Genomic DNA, 26,249 nt, shown 5'->3' with positions numbered 1-26,249 from the left:
ACGATGGTGTTGTTGAAATACAGTGTGCCGACTTCGTGCCCATGACTCTGTCAATTCTTTGACAGTTTTCCCAAGTTAAACTGCTATGGTTGTAATAAAATCTGCTTAACAACATTTGCCCATTTCATATCTAAAAATGCAATAAAGAAAAAATAAAAAAGCCATCGGTATCGATGGCTTTGTGTGCGGATTATATCTGTATATCACAGCGGAATTATAGATAATTCCCTTCACGCTCAGGTTGATAGAGCACTTTAATGATTTTGACTTTCATGGTATGACCATCAGGCTGCGGCCATTCTATTTCCTGCCCTTCAGCCAAACCTAAAATGGCAGCGCCCACTGGAGCCAAAACATTGACTTGACCTTTATCGCCACGAAAATCATGTGGATAGACCAGTGTAATTTCGGTTGCTTCTGTCGCAGGTGCAATGTTAATGAGAACTTTGGCATTCATACTCACCACATTGGCAGGGACATCTTGTGGAGCAACCACTTCAGCGCGCGCCATCTCATCTTCCAAATGCTCCATCGTCGGCGTCAGCTTAGACTGATGCTCCAACATGGTTTCTAAACGATGTAAATCTTGTTCTGAAAGAGTAATATTGGGTTTTTTCATATAAAGTTCCTTTGCGACCTTGCCAACAGATCTATAGCGATGGGCAAATTTTTTGTTATCTCTTATTCCGTTATAACAGAAATATAAATGTTTAGATAACTTTTGAATTTTTCTGATGACATAAAAAAAGCCCCCTTGAGGGGGCTTTCTCAAGTCAGACTTATTTTGCGTAAACTGGGAATTTAGCGCAAACAGCAGCAACTTTTTCTTTCACTGTAGCAATCACAGCTTCGTCACCTTTGCTGTCTAGAACGTCAGCGATCCAGCCTGCAAGGTCACGTACTTCAGCTTCACCAAAACCACGTGTTGTTACAGCAGGAGTACCGATACGGATACCAGAAGTCACGAATGGAGAACGTGGATCGTTTGGTACTGAGTTTTTGTTCACAGTAATGTGAGCAGCACCTAACCAAGCATCGGCATCTTTACCAGTAATGTCTTGTTTAATTAAAGATAATAAGAACAAATGGTTCTTAGTACCGCCAGAAACAACATCATAACCACGTTCGATTAGAACTTCAGCCATTGCTTGCGCATTCTTAACAACTTGTTGTTGGTAAGCTTTATATTCAGGCGCCATTGCTTCTTTGAAGCAGATCGCTTTAGCCGCTACAGCGTGAACTAAAGGACCACCTTGATTACCAGGGAATACAGCTGATTGTAATTTTTTCTCGATTTCTTCATTTGCTTTCGCAAGGATTAAACCAGAACGTGGACCACGAAGTGTTTTATGTGTAGTCGTTGTAGTTACGTCAGCAATTTGTACTGGGCTTGGGTAAACACCAGCAGCAACTAGACCAGCTACGTGAGCCATATCTACGAATAAGTAAGCACCAACTTTGTCCGCGATATCTCGGAAACGTTGCCAATCAACAACTTGGCTATACGCAGAGAAACCAGCCACGATCATTTTTGGCTTGTGTTCTTCAGCTAAACGTTCAACTTCTTCATAGTCGATTTCGCCAGTTTCTGGGTTCAAACCGTATTGAATTGCGTTGTAAGTTTTACCAGAGAAACTAACTTTAGCACCGTGAGTCAAGTGACCACCGTGAGCCAAGCTCATACCTAAAACTGTATCGCCTGGGTTAAGTAGCGCAAGGTAAACTGCAGAGTTTGCTTGTGAACCAGCGTGTGGTTGAACGTTTGCATAATCAGCACCAAACAATTCTTTAGCACGGTCAATGGCCAATTGTTCGATCACGTCTACATACTCGCAACCGCCGTAGTAGCGTTTACCAGGGTAGCCTTCTGCATATTTGTTAGTAAGTTTTGAACCTTGAGCTTCCATTACTGCAGGTGAACAGTAGTTTTCTGAAGCGATTAACTCAATGTGCGCTTCTTGGCGAGCATCTTCATTCGAGATCGCTTGAGCTAATTCAGGGTCAAATTGAGCAATAGAGGTGTTGGCAAACATTAGCGAGGTCCTATTAAATTAGGGCTTTTAAGCCGTGCTAAGATTGGCGCGTATTGTAGCATGAAGTTTTAGAAATGAGAGAGGGAAGTTTGTGCTGTTTTTAAATAAATAATGCCCGTGTTGAATCTGCACGAGCATTATTTAAGTCAAATCAACTTATTGATTTGGCATGAGAGTCTCTACATCTTGCACAAAATTTGCCAGATTATCGGTATAAATAGTAAGATGATCCGCTGTCGCTTGCTCACGATAGTCAATTGATGTTCCCGGCTTAGCAAGGCTAATCATAAATTTAGTCGCATCTGCTGGAATGGTCTGATCGGCTTTACCTTGATAAATGATGATCGGCGTTTTCACCGCTGTCGTTAAAGGCTGTGAACCTTCACTCATAAAGTTTTGGATTGGCTTTAAAGTTAAGAAATCAGACTGCGTGCGGCCATAGTTATCCAAAGTCGTGTTCTGACTCACATAACTGAGCATGTCATCTTGAATTAGCGTAGTTAACTCGCCTGAACACACTGTTTCAGCCTGAGGTGCAATCACAGCCAGATGTCCACTAAATACTTTTGAATAATCCACACTGTTTTTATGCCCTTGCATACCCGCAATGATCTGCGCAGTAAAACTGTCTAAAGGTGCATAAATCATACTTTGCACGGTTGCAGGTTTACCTACAGCTAACTTCTCGCCTGCGTCAAGAATGAGCGCAAGATTATTTGCAGGTGCTATGGCAATCGTTCCCTTATAATTTAAGTCAGCACGTGATGCATATTCAGCTGCACCTAACACGGCCTGACCACCTTGAGAATGCCCGATCGAAAGCCAATCCTTCGACACCATTTTACCTTGACTGGTTAAGTAACTTCGAGCTGCGACAACGGCATCGGTAATCGAAAAGGCTTCACTTTTTAGATTCAGATAAGGATGGTTTTCACGTCCACTAGGTTCCCCTAATCCCTCATAATCGGGTGCCACAACGACATAACCCTTTGCCAATAACATTTGCAATAAATATTCAGTGCCTTGCAAACCTTGTCGGCTCGGAGCGCATTTATCCGCCACACCGGTCGTTCCATGTGCCCAAGCCACAATTTTCCAACCACCTGCCGGAGCAACTGTTTTTGGGGTAAAGACTAAGGCTGTGGCTTGAACAACTTTGCCATCTACTCCTAGCATTTTATAGGTCATCAATCGGCTGTCTGCACTCACAGCAGGCATATTGTCTTGACTATAGGCTGTTGTAGTTACCACCGGATTTTTGATCTGATTGAGATCAGCATTTGTTTCAGGATTACTAAATTGTTGGTCATTACTATCATTACCGCAGGCTGCTAAAAATAGCGCACTGCTGACTAAAACCGTTAAACGCAGCATTTTCATTCCATGATCCTTTTGTTTGTTGTTTTTAAGTCAATTTTTCATTGAATATGAATCATTAAATACATGGAACAAACTTTTGTTCAAGCCTAATTTTTAAGCAACTACTCTTATTTTAATTTATCAAATTAATATAGAACTAAAACTTTATTTTAGCTCGATATGTATTAATAGCATTCAAATACATCAGCCACCCCGATCTCAGAAAAATGGCTGAACTTATATTTCTGATCATTGGATACAGATTGGGCTATTGTTCGGAGGTTAAAGCAAAATGTAAAATCAACAAAAATGCTGTACCCCCTGCCAACTACACAAACATATGCACAAAAGTAAAGCCGAAAAACCACCATGCCATTGATCGTGAACATACTCTAGTGCTTAATCCACTTAGCGACTTTTTTGGATATCACGATGGACAAAAGCCTTTAAAATAAGTCGATTTAGAAGATGGTTTAGCTTTATCCCGCTGTAAAGGTTTTATTTCGGCAGATGCGATAAAAGCAGATTATTTAAACACTGCGCAGCCATCTTCATAATATTCCTACAAATAATCACAGCATGGGTTTGTCAGTGTGGATGTGATCATGTACATTCATAAACATTATTCAACATGCTGGAACTGGACATGCAAGCCATCATTCTCGACACAGAAACCCATACACTAAATGGACAACCCATCGAGATTGCCTATGCTCCAATTCAGGTGGCAGATGCCAAAATTACCCTAGATAAATCTAAAATTTTTGATCAACTATATCGTTGTGATGAAGCTATTTCTTTTGCAGCGATGGCTGTTCATCATATTTTAGAATCAGATCTTGAAGGTCAGCCCCACTACAGCAGTTTTGAACTCCCATCAGAGACGACATATATCATTGGGCATAATATCGACTACGATATTCGAGCGCTCGAAAAATGCGGTGTAGATAGTTCAAAAATCAAAGCCATTTGTACCCTTGCGCTAGCTCGTCGAGTATGGCCTGATGCAGAAGCGCATAATATTTCTGCCTTGATATATATGATCACCAAAGGCAGTGAAAAAGCCCGTGAAATGATCCGTAAAGCTCACCGCGCAGATATGGATATTATTTTAACTGCCAATATTTTGATGCATATTGTGCATCACTTAAAAATCAACAGCATCGAAGAATTATACGAAGCTTCGGAAGATGCTCGCATTCCTCGCAGTATTAATTTTGGTAAACATCGTGGTACCGCAATTGCAGAATTACCTGCAGACTATGTGCAATGGCTGTTACGCCAAGATGACTTAGACCCTTATTTGCGTAAAGCTTTAGAAAACTCTGCTGTTATTACTTTATAAATCATTGATTATTTAATATTTTCTTAATATTACTGTCATTATCACTGCATAGGATTGCCTTAATTCTTTTGAGCTATGGAATTAAGGCATGTTCAACTATCAAAAAACTGAGCTGGGTTTTCAAACTTTAAAAGACCGACAGCTCGCATTAAATGCAAGACAACGTCGTCTGCTACTCTTAATTGGTAGTGATGACTTTAACCAAATGCCATTGCATTATCAGCAGCGGATTGCTGAAGAGACATTGCTCGAGCAACTAATGGAACTTGGGCTGATTCAGCCAATTACAGCAGATGATCATCAACGCCTTCAAAACTCCGATTTTTCTGCTTTTAATACTCCTAAAATAGCGCCTAGCAAAACGCCCGATCTCAATAACCTTAGCCCTGCATCTGATCTCACAGCGCAAGAACATGTGACTTTTAATGAAGTTTCAATGCCAACGATGGAAGTTCCTCATACTCATTCACAGCACGAAATAACTGACTCCCTGCCAATGGATGCGATGGGCTCTACACCCCATCAACTCCCACAAGCCACACCTGAAACTACGACAACGAACGACCCTGTATTACCGGAAAAAACCGTTGATTTCATCGAGCACGATTTTGATGAGTTACAGAATTTTATGTGCAGTTACTTACAGCGTTATTGTGGGCTGATGGCAAAAAAATTAATGCTTAATATTCAACAGGCCACGGACATTGCAGAATTAAAAGCCTGTCAGATGCAATGGATAACCTGTCTAAATGAATCCAATATTCAACCTAAACTCTTACAACATGCATTACAGCAAATTAATTACAGTATAAAAAATCTGCAACAACTGGTTTGACTTAGAGACTTTTCCTCACTTCTCATTCAAAAAACAACTTAATGAGGTGAGTTATTCCTCACACATATCAATATAAGAAATTGAATTTTATTAACTTTATCGATTCACTTATTTCTTTTATGGTTTTAACTGCTGTTTTATACGACCTTCCCCTAATGTCAATTAACAGTAAAAAATCGCAAGAATAAAACCGACCTCCTAGCGTTTGAGCATGTCAATGTCACAACAGTTTTGTTTAGAATTTGATTCTTTCGATAATCCTATGCAACTCAGCAAAATTGGCAATTGGGTATTTACCTTTTTAACTTCACAAGACGAATTGCCTAATGTTCAATTGGCCATTACCTATGTCATGCCACGAAAAATTAGTGATGAATTACAGCCTAGACGTGTGGTCATTCAAAATACAGCCATTGAAACAATTTGGCGTATAGAACAAGTCGAGTGCTTCAACAGCCAAACGAACCAAGAACTCACCTTTACAGCAACGGAACCTCAAGCTCAATTGGTTTTAAACAGTATCATTGAAGAATTTGCCCGTTATGATGTCCCATTGGTATTCAAGCCGCTTTAATTTAAAGCGAATTCCAACTTATTTTTCATAAAGATTTAAGCTATCTCAATGATTTAAACAAAGTCACCTAGATAGACATTAAATGAAAAATAATCCATACAGATTATTGTTGCTCAATTCATATACACTATTCCTGCTCAATAATTTTTGACCATGGATAATAAAAATGAATTTAGCCAATTATTCTAATGATCAGGCACTCATCCTTTTCAACCTATATAGCAGCCTTGAACAATGTCTAGATGCGATTGGACATCTGCACCTTGGACCCAAACTAGTGCTGACCGACCATGATGTATCAAAAGATCATATGATCGTGCAACGTTTTCAAGCTGGAGTTTTAATTCAAGAAATTCAAGTGCGTAAACAAGATGTTGAACTGTCTTCTAGCAATCCGATGACGCGATATCAGTTACTCTCTTATATTTTGAATCAATTTAAAGTAGATCAAACAACTTAAATTTTTAACTCTAAAATAAAAAAACTCACCATAAGGTGAGTTTTTTTATTCATTCAATTTAAGCTTCTAAAAGCTTGTAAATACTGTCCGATTTTTGACTTTCAAAAAGTAGTTCGATACTGGGTAGGATGATTTCACCTGCAATAATGATATGTTCAATGCGATGAAACAGCGCTCTTGAATCTTCTTCTGAAGGATTACGCACCAAAGCTTGTGCTTCATAAACCTGACTAAATTGGTCCTTTACCTTTATGTCAATCATCTGTGTCATGGTAACGTCTCTACTTGTTTTAATAATTGAATTTTTTATATCACACCTTTACGCAACAACCTGCTTTGTAAATGTTAGATTTCATGGCAATGTAAACTTATTTTACTTTAGTAAATATATATCAATAACATAAGTTGACTATTTAATTATTGTTTGACAAAAACACTATATTTTCACATTTTGAAAGACATTAAAAAGCCCGCATTACTGCGGGCTCTATGTTGGAAGGCTAGTGCTAATTTCTTGTCTGTAATATTCAAAAACATCTTAAAAATTACTAAACTCAACGAGCTGTCATTGATCCGTCCAACCTATTAGTAGCGTCTTGGTTATGACCTACTGTGATTTCAATATAGCACTTTTTTAACCCTTGCCAAGGGGTCGTGACACTTCTAAACATTTGATCAAATAAAATACAATTGAATATCTCATCTTGTAAGCAGATAATATGTTCGCAACTGGACGGCTTAACTGATATTTACACAACCATTTGTTTTATAAAACATCAATATTTTTCAAAAACGTTAATTTTTTAGCCAGGGAATATTCCGCGCTCTTTACGCGCTTTCAAAATACGTTCACAGGCTAAAATATAAGCTGCTGTACGTAAGGTACAGGCATTATTATTTGCGCAAGTCCAAACATCTTCCACAGCCTGAATCATCAGTTTGTCTAAACGGTCATTAATTTCGGCTTCACTCCAAAAATAGCTCGCCATATCTTGTACCCATTCGAAGTAACTGACCGTTACACCGCCAGCATTACAGATCACATCTGGAACAATCGTAATTTGACGTTCAGTTAAGATATCATCCGCTTCAGGATACGTTGGACCATTAGCCCCTTCCAAAATCATTTTGGCTTTTAATCGCCGTGCACGTTCTACTGTGATCTGACCTTCTAAGGCGGCAGGAATGATAATGTCCGTCTCTACATCCCAAAATGCTTCATTGTCAATTTTGTCTGCACCGCTAAAGCCTGCAACGCCTTGTGTTTCTTGCACATAAGCATGTAAGGCATTTAAATCTATACCGCTTGCGTTATAAATCGTTCCGGTATGATCTTGAATACAGACAATTTTCGCATTTGATAAATAAAATAAATTGGCGGCTTCACTACCGACATTACCAAAACCTTGAATGCTCACTTTGGCGTTTTCAATATTCAAACCAATTTTTTCAGCAGCCTGACAACCTGTGATATACACACCGCGACCTGTCGCTTTCACACGACCTAAAGAACCACCTAAATGTACAGGCTTACCTGTGACCACACCTGTTACTGTATAGCCTTGACCCGATGAATAGGTATCCATCATCCAACCCATGACATTGGGGTTGGTGCCGACATCTGGTGCAGGAATATCTTTTTGCGGTCCAATAATATGTGCAATTTCACTGGTATAACGGCGAGTTAAACGCTCTAGCTCACGAGCAGACAGTTTACGTGGATCGACGCGCACCCCCCCCTTTGCACCACCAAAAGGTAAATTTAACACCGCAGTTTTAATGGTCATCCACGCTGAGAGCGCCATCACTTCGTTTAATTCAACTTCTGGATGAAAACGGATACCGCCCTTGCCCGGTCCACGTGAAAGGTTATGCTGTACACGATAGCCTTCAAAGTGCTGAATAGATCCATCATCCATAATAATCGGCACATCGACAATTAAGGCACGTTTGGGGCGTTTTAACGTATCAACATAATCGGCCAGATCTTCACTTAAATAAGGCGCCACGCGGTCTACCTGCGCCAAAAAAGTTTGCCATGCACCATTGCCGCCATTAGCGTAAGAGAGATTAGACATTATTGTTCCTGTATTTTTAAATTATTGTGGGTTAAATATATAACTGTAGGCAATGAACGCTGCAAGCCTTGCTGTCATTGCATCCTGATCGTATTTTGGATTGCATTCTGCAATGTCCAACAACTTGATTTTTCCACTGCCCTGAATATGCCGCATCAGCTGTTCAAACATTTTTAAATCTATGCCTCTGACCGCCGGCGCACTGACACCCGGCGCAATCGATGCGGCAAAAACATCGAGATCGACCGTGACATATAGCCAATCGACCTCTTGTATAAATTGATCAATTTTAGATAAAACATGTCCCAGCTGAGCTGCTTCAAGCTCATGATCAAAAATACACTGACTGCCTAAACGCGCCGCTGTATCAAACAACTTTTTGGTATTGGAATGCTGTGCTGCGCCAATGCAAAGATAGTGAAAAGATTTAGCGTGCTGTTCGCTGAGCTGAGCCGATTGTAAAAACGGTGTGCCAGAAGTTGCATGCACGTCTTCACGTAAATCTAGATGCGCATCAAAATTGATAATGCCGATGTTTTTTTCTGGATACGTATTTTGTGCATATTGGAAAATGCCGCTAAAACTGCCAAATGCGATCTCATGTCCACCGCCAAACACGATTGGTTTTAAGCCTTGCTGTAAAGACATTTCGACTTGTTCAGCCAAAGCAGCTTGGGCATTTTCCAAGTCACCATTGGCACACACCACTGTACCCAAGTCACGAATTGAAACTTGTGAGTGCATAGGCAAATTTGCCAATTGTTTACGGATTAAATCTGGTGCTTCTGCTGCGCCGATACGTCCACGATTGCGGCGCACGCCTTCATCTGAACTGAAGCCTAAAATCGCAAATTCGGCTGAATCGGATTGATTAACGGTATGGAAAATACGCCGATGTTCTGCGCCTTCTCCATCCTGCCGCCCTTGCCATTGAAAAGAATGATCCATAATGAATACCGTCTTTAAATCTTCAACGCTTTAAAATAAAAAACTCAGGATTAAAGCGAAGCTCAAGCCTTGGGTTTAAAAATTGAATGCCACTAGAGTTCTTTGAAAAAAAATGATCATTAATCAGTATTTAAATTATCAATGAAAATCCCTTCTCCCTTTGGGATGAGGAGTATGCTCCGCAAGAGGATGAGGGACTTTAAGCATAAAACAACCTCTCCCTAACCCTCTCCTGAAAGGTGAAGGAACTAACATCATTATTTTTAAAAGTTCTAAAAATCATTTATGAAAGAAGTCTCCTATTCCATTCAAACCTAGATCTGTACCTCCTGGCCTTTATAGATCACTTTTTGATTAAGATCTCCGCCTAGCCAATAGGTGATTTCTGAAGGATGCTGAATATCCCACGCTACAAAATTGGCGAATTTTCCAGCCTCTAAACTGCCATGCATCTTGTGTAAACCAAGCGCTTGCGCAGCATGAATCGTGACTGCCGCCAAAGTTTGTTCTGGCGTCAAACGGAACAAGGTACTGCCCATATTCATCATCAAACGTAGTGACAAAACAGGAGAAGTTCCTGGATTCAGATCTGTCGAAATCGCAATTTTCACCCCATGTGCGATTAAACTTTCAATGGGTGGAAATTGTGTTTCTCTAAGCAAATAAAATGCGCCCGGCAACAGTACGGCAACAGTATCTGAAGCCGCCATGGCTTTCACATCATCCTCAGTCATATATTCCAAATGATCTGCAGATAACGCGTGATACTTAGCCGCTAAACTTGAGCCGCCTAAGGCAGACAACTGTTCAGCATGCAATTTAACGGGGAGATTCAATGCTTGTGCGGTTTGAAAAACACGTTCGACTTGTTGGGGGCTAAAAGCCAAATGTTCACAAAAAGCATCCACCGCATCAACTAAGTTTTCAGCATGCAGCTGCGGCAACATTTCACTGCAGATGTAATCAATATATTCATCGCTGGCATTTTTAAATTCTGGCGGTAAAGCATGTGCAGCCAAACAGGTGCTTCGTACCGTCATTGGTAAAGCTTCACCTAACTGACGAATCACTTTCAGCATTTTGCGCTCATTGGCTAAATCCAGCCCATAGCCCGATTTAATTTCAATCGCCGTGACGCCTTCACGCTGCAAGTATTGAATCCGCTTATAAGCAGATCGAAACAGTTCAGCTTCTGTCGCCTCGCGTGTTGCGCACACTGTACTGGCAATGCCGCCGCCATTTTTCGCAATTTCAGCATAGCTCACACCTTGCAAACCCTGCTCAAATTCAACACTGCGGTTGCCACCAAATACGCTATGGGTATGACAATCGATGAGTCCGGGAGTCACCCAAGCACCTTTCAGATCAATGCGTTCTACAAATTCTTCATTTGGAATTTCACTGTGCTTGCCAATCCAGTGGATCAGTTCACCTTCTGTAACGATTGCTGCATCTTCAATACTGCTGTATTGACCATTCTGCATTGTCGCAATATGACAATTCAACCAAAGCTTCATTGTTGTATTTCCTGTTCCGCCGCAGCATTTGCCTTGACGGAAACATGTATAAATTAAGAAGTGTTGTATTAAGAGTTGGATTCAAATTGCTGTGCAGTAGAATTCGCCTGATTCAAGTTCATTTTTGGACGTACTTTGACAATGTAGGCAATCCATAGAATCACTAGCCAAGCTGCACCTACATAGATTGCAGGTCGAGAGTCTGGGAAATACGCAATGATGCCTAATACAAACAACATGAAGACCACTGCAAATGCAGGCGCATATGGCCAGCCCACAATAGGGAAATCTAAAGCTTTAATTTCTGCTGTAGATAATTTGCGGCGCATACCCATTTGTGACAACAGAATCATTAGCCACACCCATACCGTCGCAAAAGTCGCAATTGAAGCAATAATCATGAATACATTTTTAGGAATCAGGTAGTTCAATACGACACCGACCAGAAGTACGCCGGCCATCACCACAACTGTCATCCACGGCACACCATTTTTAGACAGCTTGGTAAATACATTCGGTGCTTGTCCGTCTTGCGCCATGCCGTACAGCATACGTCCCGCACCAAATACATCACTGTTAATGGCCGACACTGCTGCTGAAATCACCACGATATTTAAAATCGTAGCAGCAGACCCAATCCCTAGATTTTCAAAGATTTGTACAAATGGGCTGCCCTGCGTACCAATTTGGTTCCAAGGGAAAATCGCCATGAGCACAAAAATAGTCAGTACATAGAATAATAGAATTCGAACAGGAACAGCATTAATCGCTTTTGGAATAGATTTTTTCGGTTCTGCTGTTTCGCCAGCAGTAATACCAATAATTTCAATACCGCCAAATGCAAACACCACTACAGATAAGCAGGCAATCAAGCCGCCAATGCCATTTGGCATAAATCCGTCATGAATCCATAGGTTTTGTAAGCCCGAAACTGCTGCACCATGATCTGAATGGAAGCCATAAAGCATCAGACCGAAACCTCCAATAATCATGGCAATAATGGCGGTGACCTTGATAATCGATAACCAAAACTCTAACTCACCAAAGACTTTGACATGAATTAAGTTAATTGCACCTAAGAACATAATCAGCGAGAGAATCCAGATCCATCTCGGTACATCGGGATACCAGAAGCCCATGTAGATACCGAACGCCGTGACATCAGCCAAGGCCACGATAATCATTTCAAAAACGTAGGTCCAACCCGTGGTAAAACCTGCAAACGGACTGATGTGTTTACTTGCATAATGGCTAAATGATCCTGAAACAGGATTGTGTACAGACATTTCACCTAAAGCGCGCATCACGATATAAATTGCGATACCCGCAACAATATAAGCAATCAGTACTGATGGCCCTGCCATTTGTATGGCACTTGCCGAACCGTAAAATAGGCCTGTGCCAATCGCGGAACCTAAAGCTAAAAATCGGATATGGCGGGTATTGAGTCCCCGCTGTAAGGTAGAACCCTGTGATGCTTCTTGTGACATTTTGATCTCCAATCCATGAGGAAATTTTTATTTGATCGGGCCACTTCATGTGACCCTATTTATCAATCACAAACTTATTTTAGACTTGGCAATAAACCTTCTAGGATCAATGCGTTTAAGCATCCACTTGCAAGCAATTCACTCGCTTGTTCAATATCTGGCGCAAAGAAACGGTCTTCGCTGTAGTAAGGCACTTGATCACGCAGCACTTTGCGCGCTTGTTCTAATTTTACAGAACTTTTTAAGCCTTTACGGAAATCAAGACCTTGACATGCACCTAACCATTCAATAGCTAAAATACCGCGTACATTATCTGCCATAGACCATAAACGTTTGCCCGCATTCGGCGCCATCGATACATGATCTTCCTGATTGGCAGAAGTTGGCAGACTGTCCACACTCGCAGGATGTGCCAATGCTTTGTTGTCACTTGCTAAGGCAGCTGCAGTCACTTGCGCGATCATAAAGCCTGAGTTCACGCCGCCATTTTCAACCAAAAATGGTGGAAGCTGTGACATGTGGCGGTCCATCATCATCGAAATACGGCGCTCAGACAGTGAACCTACTTCTGCAATAGCCAAGGCTAAATTGTCTGCTGCCATTGCTACAGGTTCAGCATGGAAGTTACCGCCAGAAATCACATCGCCTTCTTTGGCAAAAACGAGTGGATTGTCAGATACCGCATTGGCTTCTATTTCAAGCACCTCTGCCGCTTGGCGGATTTGCGTTAAGCAAGCGCCCATCACCTGCGGCTGACAGCGCAGCGAATACGGATCTTGTACCTTTTCACAATCTTCATGTGAATGACCAATTTCACTTTCGTCAGTCAATAGATCACGATATGCAGCAGCTACATCAATTTGACCGCGCTGCCCTCGTACTTCATGTACACGTGCATCAAATGGTGAACGTGAACCAAGCATTGCTTCTACACTTAAACCGCCGCATACAGTTGCAGCTGCAAATAAATCTTCTGCTTCAAATAAACCGCGCAGCGCATAAGCTGTAGACACTTGTGTACCATTGAGCAGTGCCAAGCCTTCTTTTGCTGCCAATGCAATCGGCTCTAGACCTGCGATTTTCAACGCTTCAACAGCTGAAATCCACTCGCCTTTATAACGCGCTTTGCTTTCACCTAGTAAAACCAATGACATATGTGCAAGCGGTGCTAAATCACCTGAAGCTCCTACAGAACCTTTTAAAGGAATATGCGGATAAACTTCAGCATTAATCAGTGCCAAAAGCGCTTCAATGACTTTTAAACGAATACCTGAAAAACCGCGCGCCAAACTGTTGGCTTTGAGCAGCATAATCAAACGCACCATTGAATCATCGAGCGCTTCGCCTACACCTGCGGCATGCGATAAAACCAATGAACGCTGTAATTGCTCTAAATCTTCTTGCGCAATTTTAGTTGAGGCCAATAAACCAAAACCTGTATTAATGCCGTAAGCCGTGCGGCCTTCACGAATAATTTGCTCAACACAATCGACACTGGCTTGAATGGCTGGAATGGCCTGCTGATCTAGCTTAACTTTGATCGGCTTTAAAAATGCTTCACGTAATTCTGCTAAATTAAGTTTGCCTGGTTGAATTAAAAGTTCCATGTGTACAGCCCTGTTTCCTATTTTTTATGCGCTGCTGACTCATCAGGAGAGAGTTGAGATGAATCAGCAGTTGTCCTTTTTACGGCTTAGCCAGTAATCATCGGCAGATTTAAGCCCTGTTCTTTTGCACAGTCAATTGCTATATCATATCCAGCATCTGCATGGCGCATTACACCTGTCGCAGGGTCATTGGTCAGTACTCTCGCAATACGTTCTGCTGCTTCGTCTGTACCATCACACACAATTACCACACCTGAATGCTGTGAAAAGCCCATGCCTACGCCGCCGCCATGATGCAATGATACCCAAGTTGCACCGCCGGCTGTATTGAGCAAAGCATTCAGTAATGGCCAATCTGATACTGCATCTGATCCATCTTGCATCGATTCAGTTTCACGGTTTGGACTAGACACAGACCCCGAGTCTAAGTGGTCACGGCCAATCACCACGGGTGCAGATAGTTCGCCTGTACGTACCATTTCATTAAATGCCAAGCCAAGTTTTGCACGCAGGCCTAGACCTACCCAGCAAATACGCGCTGGCAAACCTTGGAATGCGATTCGTTCACGCGCCATATCCAACCAATGATGCAAATGCTCATCATCTGGAATCAGCTCTTTCACTTTTGCATCAGTTTTGTAGATGTCTTCTGGGTCACCAGAAAGCGCAGCCCAACGGAAAGGACCAATACCGCGGCAGAATAATGGACGAATATAAGCAGGTACAAAACCAGGGAAATCGAATGCGTTTTCTACGCCTTCTTCTTGCGCCATTTGACGGATATTGTTGCCATAGTCAAAGGTTGGAACGCTCATTTTTTGGAAGTCCAGCATCGCTTGAACATGAACAGCCATAGATTGCTTCGCGGCTTTTACCACTGCATCTGGTTCAGTTTGCGCGCGTTCACGGTATTCTTCCCATGTCCAGCCAATTGGCAGGTAACCATTTAATGGGTCATGCGCACTGGTTTGATCCGTCACCATGTCTGGATGTACACCGCGGCGTACCAGCTCAGGTAAAATTTCTGCAGCATTGCCATGCAACGCAATTGAAATGGCTTTCCCTTCTTTGGTATAGCGCTCAATACGTGCTAAAGCGTCGTCTAAATCGGTTGCTTGCTCATCTACATAACGGGTACGTAAACGGAAATCGATGCTGGCTTGCTGGCATTCAATGTTTAAAGAACACGCGCCTGCCAAAGTTGCAGCCAATGGCTGTGCACCGCCCATACCGCCTAATCCTGCTGTTAATACCCAACGTCCTGTTAAGTCGCCGTTGTAATGCTGACGGCCTGCTTCTACAAAAGTTTCATAAGTACCTTGCACAATGCCTTGGCTGCCAATATAAATCCATGAGCCTGCTGTCATTTGACCGTACATCGCCAAACCTTTGGCATCCATTTCATTAAAATGCTTCCAGTTTGCCCAATGTGGTACAAGGTTTGAGTTTGCAATTAATACACGTGGTGCATTTTTATGGGTTTTGAACACCCCTACTGGCTTGCCAGACTGAACTAGCAAAGTTTCGTGGTCTTCTAAATCTTTTAAAGTTTCAACAATTTTGTCATAGCATTCCCAGTTACGCGCTGCACGGCCAATCCCGCCATACACCACCAATTCTTTTGGGTTCTCTGCGACATCTGGATCCAAATTATTCATCAACATGCGTAGCGGCGCTTCTGTTAACCAGCTTTTTGCATTTAACGTTGTACCGCGAGGGGCGCGAATTTCTACATCACGAAATTTTGTAGTTGTTGTCACCGTTGGACTCCTTCCATTCAACAATCTGTTTTTCTAATGACATCCCTTCAGCACTAATACAAACATGTGCTTACTTGTATATACATGTACATATAATATGCATGTCTACCGATCTTTGAAAAGACCTCACTATTGAAAAAAGTGAAATTAATATATAAGCAAATGTTTTAATTGATTTTAAAGTTTGATGACTTTAGTTGTAGTATGAAAATTTATGCGATATATTTGGCATTTTTAAAGACGTCAACTGAATAAAATAGCTCAATGAAACAGCAATCCTTCGCTGTATCTTGTGGTAATTCGATCTTTAATGTTTCATCTTGATTGGCAATTTTTAGACATTCAAATGCTGCCAAATGATACATTTTTTCATGAATGGAAATCTGTAACTGATCTGCCATATTAAAGATCAGGATGTCTTGTGCTGCAGATAAAACCGTCTGTTTTTCACACCCTGCCATCCTCTGCATACGTGGCCTTACTTTTTGTGCATTGTAAATCAGGTTCAAGTCACGAATGGGCCCATCGATTAATTGGCAAAATACTGCTAACTCGCCATCAAAGGAAAATAAGTCACGTGCGCAAACATCGACATGTGATTGCTTGGCAATTTGCAGCCGCATTCCAGCACCAGATAGCGTAGAAATAATGCGCTTTTTCCCTTCAAAATAAGAAAAATCACCATCATTTTCCACATCCGCCATAGACACACGCCAATCAAAATCATCTTTAGCTAAGCTAGATTGACGTGCAATTTCAAAGGTAAAACCTAAGCCATTCTTCCATGGCATTTTTTGATAATCATGCAGCTTCAATACTTGAATCATTGCACGAATTTTCCTTCCAAATAATAACGGCTGCCCGGATACGTTAAGCGCGCACTAGAAATTAATTGTTTATTTGACCACGTACGGCGACGAATAAGCAGACACGGCTCTTGTTTGGTAATTTTCAGCCATTTGCATTCTTGCGCATTGGCTAAAACGGCTTCTACGATATGCTCACCTTCGCTGACCGGTGCCTGCGCCATTAAATAGGCATTAGGGGTAAGTTTGCTAAAGTCCTGCTGTAAATAGTCAGGGATCAGTGCAGCATTGACCAAACGATCTTCAATTTGTACAGGTACTTCATTTTCATAATGAATAATGATGGAATGAAAAAGTGTCTCGCCTTCTTTGGTTTGCATAAACAAGGCTTGCTGGACATCCGCCTGTACTTTTTCTAGTTTTAGAACTTCAGCGCGATGAATATGGTTACGCGCCACAATTTCATCTGCAATATTATGAATTTGAAATAAGGCCGAATGACCTTGGCCTTCTGCAACAAATGAGCCGACACCTTGTACGCGTACCAAAACTTTATCAGTAGTCAACTCACGCAAGGCACGATTGACCGTCATACGACTGCAATTGAGCAATTTAACCAATTCGCTTTCAGAGGGAATTTTGTCATTGACTTTCCATTCGCCGCTGTAAATTTTGCTTTGAATGTACTGCTTCACCTGTGCATAAAGCGGTGATGGCGCTTCTATCCCTTTTGTTGCGTCTAAAACTGAGTTTGATAACATCTGCTTCTCTTCGATCACAATGTTTAACTATTCATTGTTTGTTTATTCATTTATATAGATCAACAATCTAGCAAATGTAGACCTAATTTGGTTTCTAAGATAACGATACTTAATCATTAGAATAATAAACAGTATAAGCCAAAACCAACTTGTATATACAAGTGTTTTAATTCATCTTTAAAATAAAGAAATCGACCTTGAATCTAACTCATCTTTTATAAACTTAACTAAAGTCATTTCGTTTTAATAATTTTTTATCGCCTGCTCGGTTTTACCCCAACTAATTCTATATCCAGTTTTTTGAAGTTTACTTTTTATTCTTTGACAACTTTTATATATAAATAACTTTCATTCAAAAAATTTGCAAAAAAAAGCCCCTGTATCACTACAGGGGCTTTTTTGAATTTGGCGGAAGCGGTGTCCGTATAACACCTGTATTATGCCGTCCAACACGATTCAACATAAAATTATTTTTCAATAACTTAAATAAATATCTTTCCAACCCCGTCTTGTCTAATCCGACTATTTCAAATATTCTATGTGGGTTATTATGTGGGACAAGAATAAACCTATGCCTAAGAAAGCCAAAGAACTCTCTGCGCTCAGTGTAGCAAAAATCAAAGGAAATGGCAGGCATGCTGTAGGCGGTGTCAATGGCTTGCACCTGCGTATTGTCAACGACTCTCGTGCTTGGGTGCTACGTGTTGTTGTAGGTCAGCGCTTTGATGAAAATGGAAAACAGCAACTTCATCGCCGTGATATTGGATTGGGCTCTTACCCAGAAGTGCCACTAGCCGAAGCAAGGGCTAAAGCTCATGAAATGAAAGCCCAAATCCGAAATGGGAATGACCCTATCAAACAAAAACAAGATCAACTTCAAGCTTTACGTATTCAAAAACTTCGTAATCGTACTTTCCGTGAATGTGCTCAGATTGTTATTGCCAATAAATCTCGTGAATTAACGAATCAAAAGCATATTGCTCAATGGTCTACTACATTAGAAACTTATATCTATCCTACTCTTGGCGATATTAGCATTGGCACAATTACTAAAGTTGATATTGCTGAAGTTCTTAGACCTATCTGGATTGAGAAGAACGAAACAGCTAAACGTATTCGTGGTCGTATTGAGACTATTTTTGATTATGCAAAGGCTATGGAGTATTTTGAAGGTGACAACCCCGCTGAATGGAAAGGTAATCTTGAACCTATTTTAGGTAACTTAAAGCAGGAATCACGTCCTCATCCTTCTTTACCTTATGATCAAGTCTCTACATTCGTTCATCACCTTCGCCAAAAAGATGGAATTTCACCTAAAGCTTTAGAATTTGCAATTTTAACGGGTTGCCGCTCTGGTGAAATCTTTGGTGCCAAATGGCAAGAAATCGATTTTGGAAATAAGGTTTGGACTATTCCAAAAGAACGCATGAAGGCAGATAAAGAACATCGTGTTCCACTTTCAGAACCAGCAATTGAATTATTGAAGTCAATTCACACTGATTCGCAATCACAAAGCTATATTTTCCATGCGCCTCGTGGTGGCGGCATGCTTTCAGATATGTCATTAACTGCTTTAATTAAACGTATGCATGAACAGAAATTTAAGGAAAATGGCTTAGGCTATATTGATCCAAAACAAAATCGTGTTGTAACTACTCATGGCTTTCGTTCAACCTTCCGCGATTGGTCAGCAGATAAAACAGATTACCCTCGTGAAGTTTGTGAACATGTACTTGCACATAAACTACCAGATGAAGTTGAAGCTGCGTATTTACGTGGAGCTTATCTTGAAAAACGTAAATCTTTAATGGCTGATTGGGCTGAATTCTGTAGTACTCACTTGTTACTAGACAGCATTTGTTAAAAAGGAAACTAGAAAAAATATTTTTCACTAAATTTAGTTACTATTTTTTGTGCCTATTCCTGACTTCTAATTTTCTGTGAGCCAATAAAACGATTTAGACCGATTCCTTTTATGTTTGAACGACCCTTTGTAGAGGAAAAGTATGGACCACCATGAAATTTAAAAACGTATTTTTTTGAGTCCCACTGCTCAATTATGAGTTCACCAACATTTGCTCTTTGCATCAATCTTCGTAATAAATTTTTTTCACGTTTAGTAGGCTCTTCAGTAAATACGCAGTTGTATTTATTACGCCAATCGTAGTCAAAAAATTTCTCTACATCAGGATAAATCAAAATAAAAGCTGGACGTACTCCATCAAATTCACAAAAACTATATGTATAAGCTTGCATCACACAGTTTAATAACTTTTTCACACTCTCTTTACTTTGAGGATCTTTAATCTCAATACCTATAGCTTCTACATCAAATCCCATCGCTTTTGCTTTTTCATTTGGTCGGAGTAACAAATCCAATCTTAACGGAGAATCATCAATGACCCATCTCCCAGCAACTTCTTCCTGGATATAAAAGAGATCAGTTAACATCTCTATTAATTTTTCTTTAGCTAAATTTTCTCTATCTTGAGACATGTTTAAATCATGTTTCCTATAATTGATTTCTATATTAATAGCCTATAGTCATACGACTAAAGTTATTAAAATAAACCCCTATTCAAGCAATGTCATTTGCTGATTCCAAAGTAACAGGGAATCTATAAAATAATTAAAAGTATTACAACTCATTTTAGATAAACTTAAAATTTCATTCGCTAACTGGCAAATATCATACATATGGTACATTATAACGTTCAGCATAGGCATTTTGTTGTGGATTAGCAATCAAAAAGGCTAGTTGAGGAACGGATCGACTGGAACGACCACACCGAACTTTTCCAATTGCAAGAATTTTGACCCCAAAATTTGTGCTGGAATTTTGCGTTGGAGTAAGTTAAAAAAGTTTTCATCATGCGTTGAGATAATGATTTGTTTGCCAAACTGTAAGCAGATACTGCGCAAGAGATCAATTGTAGATAGGATGTTAATTGAATCCATTGATTGGATCGGATCATCAATTAAAATCACATCTACAGAGTTTCCCTCATCATCTTTTGCATGAAGTGCACTCGCTAGAAATACACTCAAACTAAGAATATTTGTTTGAGCAGCACTGAAATAGAGAATCGGAGATATCAGCCCTCCAGCCCCATCGCTAACCACAATATTTAGGCCAGGGTTAGCCGAATCAAAGTCTGCTTTGAACTCCACTTTTTTAAAGGCAGGATGCGGATCTATTTTCCTGTAAATAGAATTAATAAGATCTTCATAGAAAAAATTATTAATGAGCGTTTTTAGGCTGTCCACAATTACATCCCTTTCCGCTGTCAGAGCCACATCGACCCGATTACGCTGATCTAGCTGCAGCTCTACGCTGGTAAGCTCTTCCTGAAGAGAAATACGTTTAATATAAGGTTTAAACGAAGTTATAAGCTCTAAGAGCAACTTAATGCTGTTTAACAGCTTATCAAGCTCTTGAGCGCGAAGACGACAATCTTCAATCTCTGCTATAATAAGCGCTTTAACTGTCTCCAAAGTATCTTTAGGCTGAATGATAATAATATTGGATAAGCTCTCATAAAAAGCGTTCACAGCCGTTTGAGAACAAGCAAGGCTTACTTCCAAATCATTCTTCTGCTGTTTTAAATTAGCAAAATCCACCCATGTACCATCAACCATCATCTCCTGCTGCAACACCTTACACTGACTAGCTAGGGATTCACCAGAAACTTTATATTTGAGTACGTCCGCGTCAAGCTCGTTTTTCTTCACCTCACAATACTTTTTGAGGTCTGAAGCAGCAATGGCATTTTCATTTAGGTATGTCTTTACTGTAACGTAGACAAGTTCGCTACTTTTTCTCTCACTTTCAGAAATTAACTCATACAACTCAGAATCTTTAGATTTGATCCAAGTAGTTACTGATTGAACTTGAGTAGACAATTCCGCTTGCCGTGCAAGCAGATTCAAGCGTTTTGTCGCAAGTTGGCTAAGCTCCGCCTCTACTCGCGATACTAGTTCATCATTTGAAAGCCCCCAAACTAACTTTTCCAGTTCAGTTATTCCAACTTCTAAGGTCTTGTATTCTGCTTCTAAAGTAGATTTCTCAGACACTGCTTGAGCATGTCTCTCGCTAACTTCAGTGAGCTTTTTATGTAGAGTTCCGAGCTGCTGAACCTGTGCTTCAACTGCTTGCTGAGTAATCGCCTGTATTGCCTCTCTAAGTTCTTTTTGACGCATGAATGAGAGTGAAAGATTTCTAGAATTTTCTAAACTCAATTCAGACATCAGATTTTGGCTCTTAACCTTTTCTAGCAAAGTCTCTACAGATGAATGATGAGTTGTACATAAAGGACAAATATGAGAAGGCTGTACAGCAAGATAATCTAAGCCTATGGCAATCAACTGCTCGTGCTGTTCCATCTGCTCAGTTAATGCTTTCTGAGTGGCAGAGAGAGCCTGATTATGCACTTCGATCAAATCAAGGTCAGCTTGAAATCTTCTCAATTGTTCAATTTTATCTTGATCAAAAAACCCGCCCCCTACATTTCCAGTTAATAATAGATTAGTAGTAATATTTAATGCGGAGATCTCTCTTAACTCACGATTCAATTCATCTAACTGTATCTTGTCTACCTGAATAGTAATTTCTTTTGCTGTGATTTGTTGCCTTAAAATACCAATCTGAGCTCGATGGTTCGAAAGTGAGACGTAGACTGGTCCAGCATTGTCGACAGAATTCCTTAATAGCAAAGTCCTATCATCAGCAATCTTAAGCTCGCTGTTCAGTTCATTTAATTGTTGCTCTAGACTTGAAAGGTTGATAATACTTTTGGAGCGTTCTTCGGTCAGTGTCTTTTGAATTGTTGATAATTCTAGAAGGCGTGACTCAGTTATTAAAAAATTCTCTGCGTTCTCAGCAATTTCAATAAGGCGGGTCAGACGTTCATGTGCTTGTTTTTGATCCTCCACACATTTGTTGTATGAATCGAATAGCATCTGATACTTGTCGGCATCGGCAACCCCTTTCAACAGCCTAGAAAGTTGAGTTTTTTGCCCTACCTGATAGTTGATATGGCGCTCTATTTCAGGTATTTTCGCCAACCTATCCACCAGTGCTTCTGATGTTTTTGTTTTCGCTTGGAGTAACGTATTCAGTTCATGCTGTCGCGATACAAGGCTAGCGTTAAGTTGATATTCACTCTGAGATGAAAATTTTTCATCAGGTAATACAATATTCTCACCCGCTGCATTAAGTTCAGCCGCAACTGCATTGAAATACTCGAATACAGAAAGATTAATTGGTTGTTTCAAATCTTCGATAAGCGACTCACGTTGCTTATTAAGAGCACTCAGCTCTGCATTATTATCACTGATAAGCGCTGACAACTCCTTTCGAGCTATCTCGATATCTCCACCAAAGCTTTCCATAAATTTAGCATATCGCTCTTGAGGCTTTGCTTCTCTGAGAAATCTATCAATCTCATCCTGACTCAAAACAACACGTCGAAAAAACTCATTTCTCCGTTGACGCTTATCGCCAAAACTTAAGTCCCGCCCATTCGAACGAAGTTTTGGTAGTTTATTCTCAAAAGGCTTCGGTCTAGTAGTAGATACAGTGACCTTTGTAATCACTTGTTTAGCGGCGTATTTGTTACGTAGAATCTTTTGACCTTCATTAGGGGCCTTGGTCGACTTAGCCGCACTTTCAAAGTTAGTTTTATTATATTCCCCTCCAAGCCTTTCTAAGTGGTTGGTAACAGCCCATTCAACTGCATCGTAAAAAGAGCTTTTACCAAAACCATTTGGCGCATAAATCGCAACAAAGTTCGAAGGAATATCTCCTTCATTCGTAAAATCAAAAGTTCCGTCTGACTTTGATTTGTAAGCACGGAATGCCTCAATCTCAACTTTCTTAATTTTCATTATTGTTCAAAAATTCCATTACGCTATTAATCGTCTGGGCACGCTTTTCTCTAGACTCAGTTTTTGAATCTAACGGTACACCACGAACATACCTTTCTAAAGATAGCAAAGCCTCTTTTGGGTTATTGACTTGAGTATCAAGTATTAAATCTGAACCTAATAACTGGTTTTGTAGTTCAATAGCCACTTGTTCAAGACTTGGTATTTCTAGGAGCCCATCAATTATGATCTTACGAGTAGCAAACTTATTATTTTCGATTTCATATTTTTCCCATACAGGAACTTGCTCAATTGTGAAAAAAGCCAAATATACATTCCACGCTGCCAAGCTGCCCCTAGGCTGATAGTGAACAGAAATTATATTTTGGATAGCTTGCCAATTTTCTACTACTTCTGCTGATGTTTCACATATACACGTTATGCAGGAGATAAACGAAAAAGGGTCATCCGAGCGAAACATATAGAACCTGATATTCTCATACTGAGTAGCTAAAAAACCTAGATCGACTTCATCACTTAATAATTTCATTAAGTTTGTCCTTAAGCAACTGTAATTGTGCCATACCAGGTGGCAGACCTTTATATTCAAACTCACTATCAACCACACAGGTCTTACGAAGCCCTTCTAGATGAGTTAGTTTGAAACTCGTATAGATAGAGCTTTCAACCGCATCAATGGAAAATGGTCCTTGGTTTGGTACAATAGCAATATTATTTATCACTCTATCAAGCAAAAAACTCGGAGGTAGATGTTTTGCTGCCGCATCTGGTGATGCAACAATAAGCGTGCCATCTTTGTCTAAAAGTTTACGCGCAATTTTAAGCAGCTCATCCAAGCGACTAATCCAGTTCGTACCATCACTGGTATATAAGAATCTGCGCTTTCGCTCTATACTTTTTATATAGTCAACATTTGTAACTCCAGTATTATCCATCAAAGCGCAGATTACTAAAAACTCTAAATAAGCTGTCCATAATTCTTGAGTTTTGAGCTCATCAGGTCGTTTGGAATCAACAAGCATTTGTAAATTATATTGCGTCATGACTTCATAAGGTGGAGGCATCCCGCTCGCAATTAGTGAATCAGCAAATCCCTCTAACGCTGTTCTAAGATGATAGACATTGTTTTGATCAATCACATTGAATGCGAAAATCATCTCTCGCATTCTAGAAAAGCATTCCAAATGAGCAGGAATCATTGGCGCACTTCTATTTATTTCTATTATTTCATAGAATTTCTGTAAGCTATGGCATTGTACTCGACTATATTGGTGCTCTTCATCACTTGCATCCATTCTAAATTCAACGCCCGTAAGAAACATTTGTCCATCTTTGTGGAAATACACACCTCCACCAGACATTCCTTCGATTTCAGACCTACTTGGCATACCGTCAATTGTGAAAAAAATAAGATCATCATTCACATTTGTTATATGCCCGTTATAAAACTTTATTGGAGTTTGACTAGTCCTTTCTCCTTGTGGATATCCGACTAAAGTTAAGCCAGCATTATACTGTAACTCCTCAGCATCAAATACTTTTTGTGCTACATGGGTCTGAAAACTAACTTTTAAGATCACATAGTCGTTAGATAATGTTGTCAAAACGAAAGGATCAGAATGTCTAAGTATTTCTAAAATCTCAACAGGATTTCCTTGATAATCCAAAACTTCATGAGCAGTAATACCATCGAGCACATGAGCTGCTGTTAATACATAAGAGTAGTTCTGTGTCATAGCATTGACGAGAACACCACTTCCTCCATTAACCCTGACACAATAAGACTTCATGATTTCAGAGACGGTCATAGTCTGATCTCACTATCGAGCACCTCTACTCGAGAAGCTGTAACTTTTTCTGGTAAGCGTAATTTTGAAATAACCTTTCCATAATTGAAAAGAATTTTTCCATTTGTAGATTTAAGGATTCTCGCAATCGTTCTTTTATTAGGAAGGCCGTGTTTTGAACCATCAGTAGAAATTACATAACGTGTTGAATTTATAAGTGAAAGAGTCTCATGGCTTGTGTTATATTGGCTTCCATGATGCGAAATCTTCACGAGATCAAGTTTAATTTTATTACAATCACTGTAGCCTAGTGCTCTCAGATTATCTGCAACAACTTGATCATGTGCATCCCCAAGAAAAAGCATAGCTTTATCCTCAATCTCTAAAATAAATGCAATTGAGCTACCATTATAAATAGAAGGGTCTGAATCAAATTTATCATCGCCCCATATCTCTTCTAGCGAAAGATCATAATCATTACTATGGGATGATGTTGCACCAGAATCTGTTTCAGTAGGCCACTTATGCAAAAGTCTCTCAAGTTGAGAAGGACCAGGTGATAATACTGTCAAAGTAAAGGGGCCTAAATTATGGACTTGTCCTGCCATGATAAGTGTTGCTCTTGTACACCCGATTTCATCAAGTAGAGCTTCGAGATCTTTACCTTGTTGCACGCTTGTTTGAGGAGAACCATTGGCCAAGAGAATATTGTTCTCCGAAATTTCAGCGGCTTTGAAATGATGGGTAATCAATCGAGATGAATTGAACCAGATTGTTTTAACTAACTGAGGGAGATATTCAGTATCTTCAAAAGCTTTGATCAGTCCATTGATATGGTCGTCATCAATATGAGTTAAGATAGCCAGATCTACATGTTGATGTGTGCTTAAAAAACAGGAGGGTTTAACTTGGTAAACTATACATACTCATTAGGAGTTTACCATGAGCAAGAAACAGAAGACTTACACCGCAGAATTTAAAGCTGAAGCCATAAAAGCCATTG

22 protein-coding genes are annotated in these 26,249 nt (G+C 40.1%); 5 read left to right on the top strand and 17 right to left on the bottom strand.

What is annotated here, in order from left to right:
- Positions 1-214 precede the first annotated feature (214 nt).
- The 3 genes from rnk to FTT92_RS15965 all read right to left on the bottom strand — a co-directional run bounded on the left by rnk (position 215) and on the right by FTT92_RS15965 (position 3,413).
- Positions 215-619, bottom strand: coding sequence for a nucleoside diphosphate kinase regulator (gene rnk, locus FTT92_RS15975; RefSeq protein WP_180172608.1), 405 nt, complete (start codon positions 617-619; stop codon positions 215-217).
- Positions 620-779: 160 nt separating this feature from the next.
- Positions 780-2,033: a serine hydroxymethyltransferase gene (glyA, locus tag FTT92_RS15970; protein WP_180035998.1), complete on the bottom strand. Its 1,254-nt coding sequence runs from the start codon at positions 2,031-2,033 to the stop codon at positions 780-782.
- Positions 2,034-2,189: 156 nt separating this feature from the next.
- Positions 2,190-3,413 (bottom strand): lipase family protein, encoded by a 1,224-nt coding sequence (locus tag FTT92_RS15965; protein ID WP_180172607.1) that lies wholly within the window; start codon positions 3,411-3,413, stop codon positions 2,190-2,192.
- Positions 3,414-4,038: 625 nt separating this feature from the next.
- Here FTT92_RS15965 and FTT92_RS15960 point away from each other — a divergent pair.
- The 4 genes from FTT92_RS15960 (at position 4,039) to FTT92_RS15945 (ending at position 6,606) form a co-directional block, all read left to right on the top strand.
- Positions 4,039-4,737, top strand: coding sequence for a 3'-5' exonuclease (locus FTT92_RS15960; RefSeq protein WP_180004204.1), 699 nt, complete (start codon positions 4,039-4,041; stop codon positions 4,735-4,737).
- A gap of 88 nt (positions 4,738-4,825) precedes the next feature.
- The gene (locus FTT92_RS15955) at positions 4,826-5,572 is read left to right on the top strand and encodes a hypothetical protein (RefSeq protein WP_180172606.1); all 747 of its coding nucleotides are present in this window, start codon (positions 4,826-4,828) and stop codon (positions 5,570-5,572) included.
- 217 nt (positions 5,573-5,789) lie between these two features.
- On the top strand, positions 5,790-6,146 hold the full coding sequence (locus FTT92_RS15950; protein WP_180172605.1) for a hypothetical protein: 357 nt from the start codon (positions 5,790-5,792) through the stop codon (positions 6,144-6,146).
- 166 nt (positions 6,147-6,312) lie between these two features.
- Positions 6,313-6,606, top strand: a complete 294-nt coding sequence (locus FTT92_RS15945; RefSeq protein WP_180172604.1) for a hypothetical protein — start codon at positions 6,313-6,315, stop codon at positions 6,604-6,606.
- A 58-nt stretch (positions 6,607-6,664) separates the two neighbouring features.
- Here FTT92_RS15945 and FTT92_RS15940 read toward each other — a convergent pair whose 3' ends face one another.
- From FTT92_RS15940 to hutC, 9 genes are all read right to left on the bottom strand, one after another.
- Entirely contained in the window at positions 6,665-6,877 is a 213-nt protein-coding gene (locus FTT92_RS15940) for a hypothetical protein (protein ID WP_078189132.1), read from the bottom strand.
- Positions 6,878-7,409: 532 nt separating this feature from the next.
- Positions 7,410-8,684 (bottom strand): Glu/Leu/Phe/Val dehydrogenase, encoded by a 1,275-nt coding sequence (locus tag FTT92_RS15935; RefSeq protein WP_180172603.1) that lies wholly within the window; start codon positions 8,682-8,684, stop codon positions 7,410-7,412.
- A 21-nt stretch (positions 8,685-8,705) separates the two neighbouring features.
- Positions 8,706-9,632: a formimidoylglutamase gene (gene hutG, locus FTT92_RS15930; protein ID WP_180172602.1), complete on the bottom strand. Its 927-nt coding sequence runs from the start codon at positions 9,630-9,632 to the stop codon at positions 8,706-8,708.
- 314 nt (positions 9,633-9,946) lie between these two features.
- A complete protein-coding gene (gene hutI, locus FTT92_RS15925; RefSeq protein ID WP_180172601.1) occupies positions 9,947-11,149 on the bottom strand; it encodes an imidazolonepropionase in 1,203 nt (400 codons plus the stop codon).
- 68 nt (positions 11,150-11,217) lie between these two features.
- Positions 11,218-12,639, bottom strand: a complete 1,422-nt coding sequence (locus FTT92_RS15920) for an amino acid permease (protein WP_180172600.1) — start codon at positions 12,637-12,639, stop codon at positions 11,218-11,220.
- Between the two features lie 74 nt (positions 12,640-12,713).
- Complete coding sequence (hutH, locus tag FTT92_RS15915) at positions 12,714-14,246, bottom strand: histidine ammonia-lyase (protein ID WP_180094791.1); 1,533 nt, start codon at positions 14,244-14,246, stop codon at positions 12,714-12,716.
- An 86-nt stretch (positions 14,247-14,332) separates the two neighbouring features.
- Positions 14,333-16,006, bottom strand: coding sequence for a urocanate hydratase (hutU, locus tag FTT92_RS15910; protein ID WP_180172599.1), 1,674 nt, complete (start codon positions 16,004-16,006; stop codon positions 14,333-14,335).
- A gap of 212 nt (positions 16,007-16,218) precedes the next feature.
- A complete protein-coding gene (locus FTT92_RS15905; RefSeq protein ID WP_180172598.1) occupies positions 16,219-16,833 on the bottom strand; it encodes a HutD family protein in 615 nt (204 codons plus the stop codon).
- The gene (hutC, locus tag FTT92_RS15900; protein WP_180024178.1) at positions 16,830-17,573 is read right to left on the bottom strand and encodes a histidine utilization repressor; all 744 of its coding nucleotides are present in this window, start codon (positions 17,571-17,573) and stop codon (positions 16,830-16,832) included. The genes FTT92_RS15905 and hutC overlap by 4 nt, the downstream gene beginning before the upstream one ends.
- 571 nt (positions 17,574-18,144) lie before the next feature.
- On the opposite strand from hutC, the gene FTT92_RS15895 reads away from it, so the two are divergent.
- Positions 18,145-19,437 (top strand): site-specific integrase, encoded by a 1,293-nt coding sequence (locus FTT92_RS15895; protein ID WP_180172618.1) that lies wholly within the window; start codon positions 18,145-18,147, stop codon positions 19,435-19,437.
- Positions 19,438-19,490: 53 nt separating this feature from the next.
- Here FTT92_RS15895 and FTT92_RS15890 read toward each other — a convergent pair whose 3' ends face one another.
- The 5 genes from FTT92_RS15890 to FTT92_RS15870 all read right to left on the bottom strand — a co-directional run bounded on the left by FTT92_RS15890 (position 19,491) and on the right by FTT92_RS15870 (position 25,947).
- On the bottom strand, positions 19,491-20,069 hold the full coding sequence (locus FTT92_RS15890) for a hypothetical protein (RefSeq protein ID WP_180172597.1): 579 nt from the start codon (positions 20,067-20,069) through the stop codon (positions 19,491-19,493).
- A gap of 258 nt (positions 20,070-20,327) precedes the next feature.
- A complete protein-coding gene (locus tag FTT92_RS15885) occupies positions 20,328-23,459 on the bottom strand; it encodes an AAA family ATPase (RefSeq protein WP_180172596.1) in 3,132 nt (1,043 codons plus the stop codon).
- Complete coding sequence (locus FTT92_RS15880) at positions 23,449-23,988, bottom strand: ABC-three component system middle component 1 (RefSeq protein ID WP_180172595.1); 540 nt, start codon at positions 23,986-23,988, stop codon at positions 23,449-23,451. Before FTT92_RS15880 ends, FTT92_RS15885 begins: the two co-directional genes overlap by 11 nt.
- Positions 23,972-25,267: an ABC-three component system protein gene (locus FTT92_RS15875; RefSeq protein ID WP_180172594.1), complete on the bottom strand. Its 1,296-nt coding sequence runs from the start codon at positions 25,265-25,267 to the stop codon at positions 23,972-23,974. Before FTT92_RS15875 ends, FTT92_RS15880 begins: the two co-directional genes overlap by 17 nt.
- The gene (locus FTT92_RS15870; protein ID WP_218951609.1) at positions 25,264-25,947 is read right to left on the bottom strand and encodes a hypothetical protein; all 684 of its coding nucleotides are present in this window, start codon (positions 25,945-25,947) and stop codon (positions 25,264-25,266) included. The genes FTT92_RS15875 and FTT92_RS15870 overlap by 4 nt, the downstream gene beginning before the upstream one ends.
- Positions 25,948-26,249 lie beyond the last annotated feature (302 nt).

It is taken from the genome of Acinetobacter sp. YH12023, from assembly GCF_013420135.1.
Classification (GTDB): Bacteria; Pseudomonadota; Gammaproteobacteria; order Pseudomonadales; family Moraxellaceae; genus Acinetobacter; species Acinetobacter amyesii.
The sequence above is the reverse complement of the archived record's forward strand: the minus strand, read 5'-3'. Positions and strand labels throughout refer to the sequence as shown.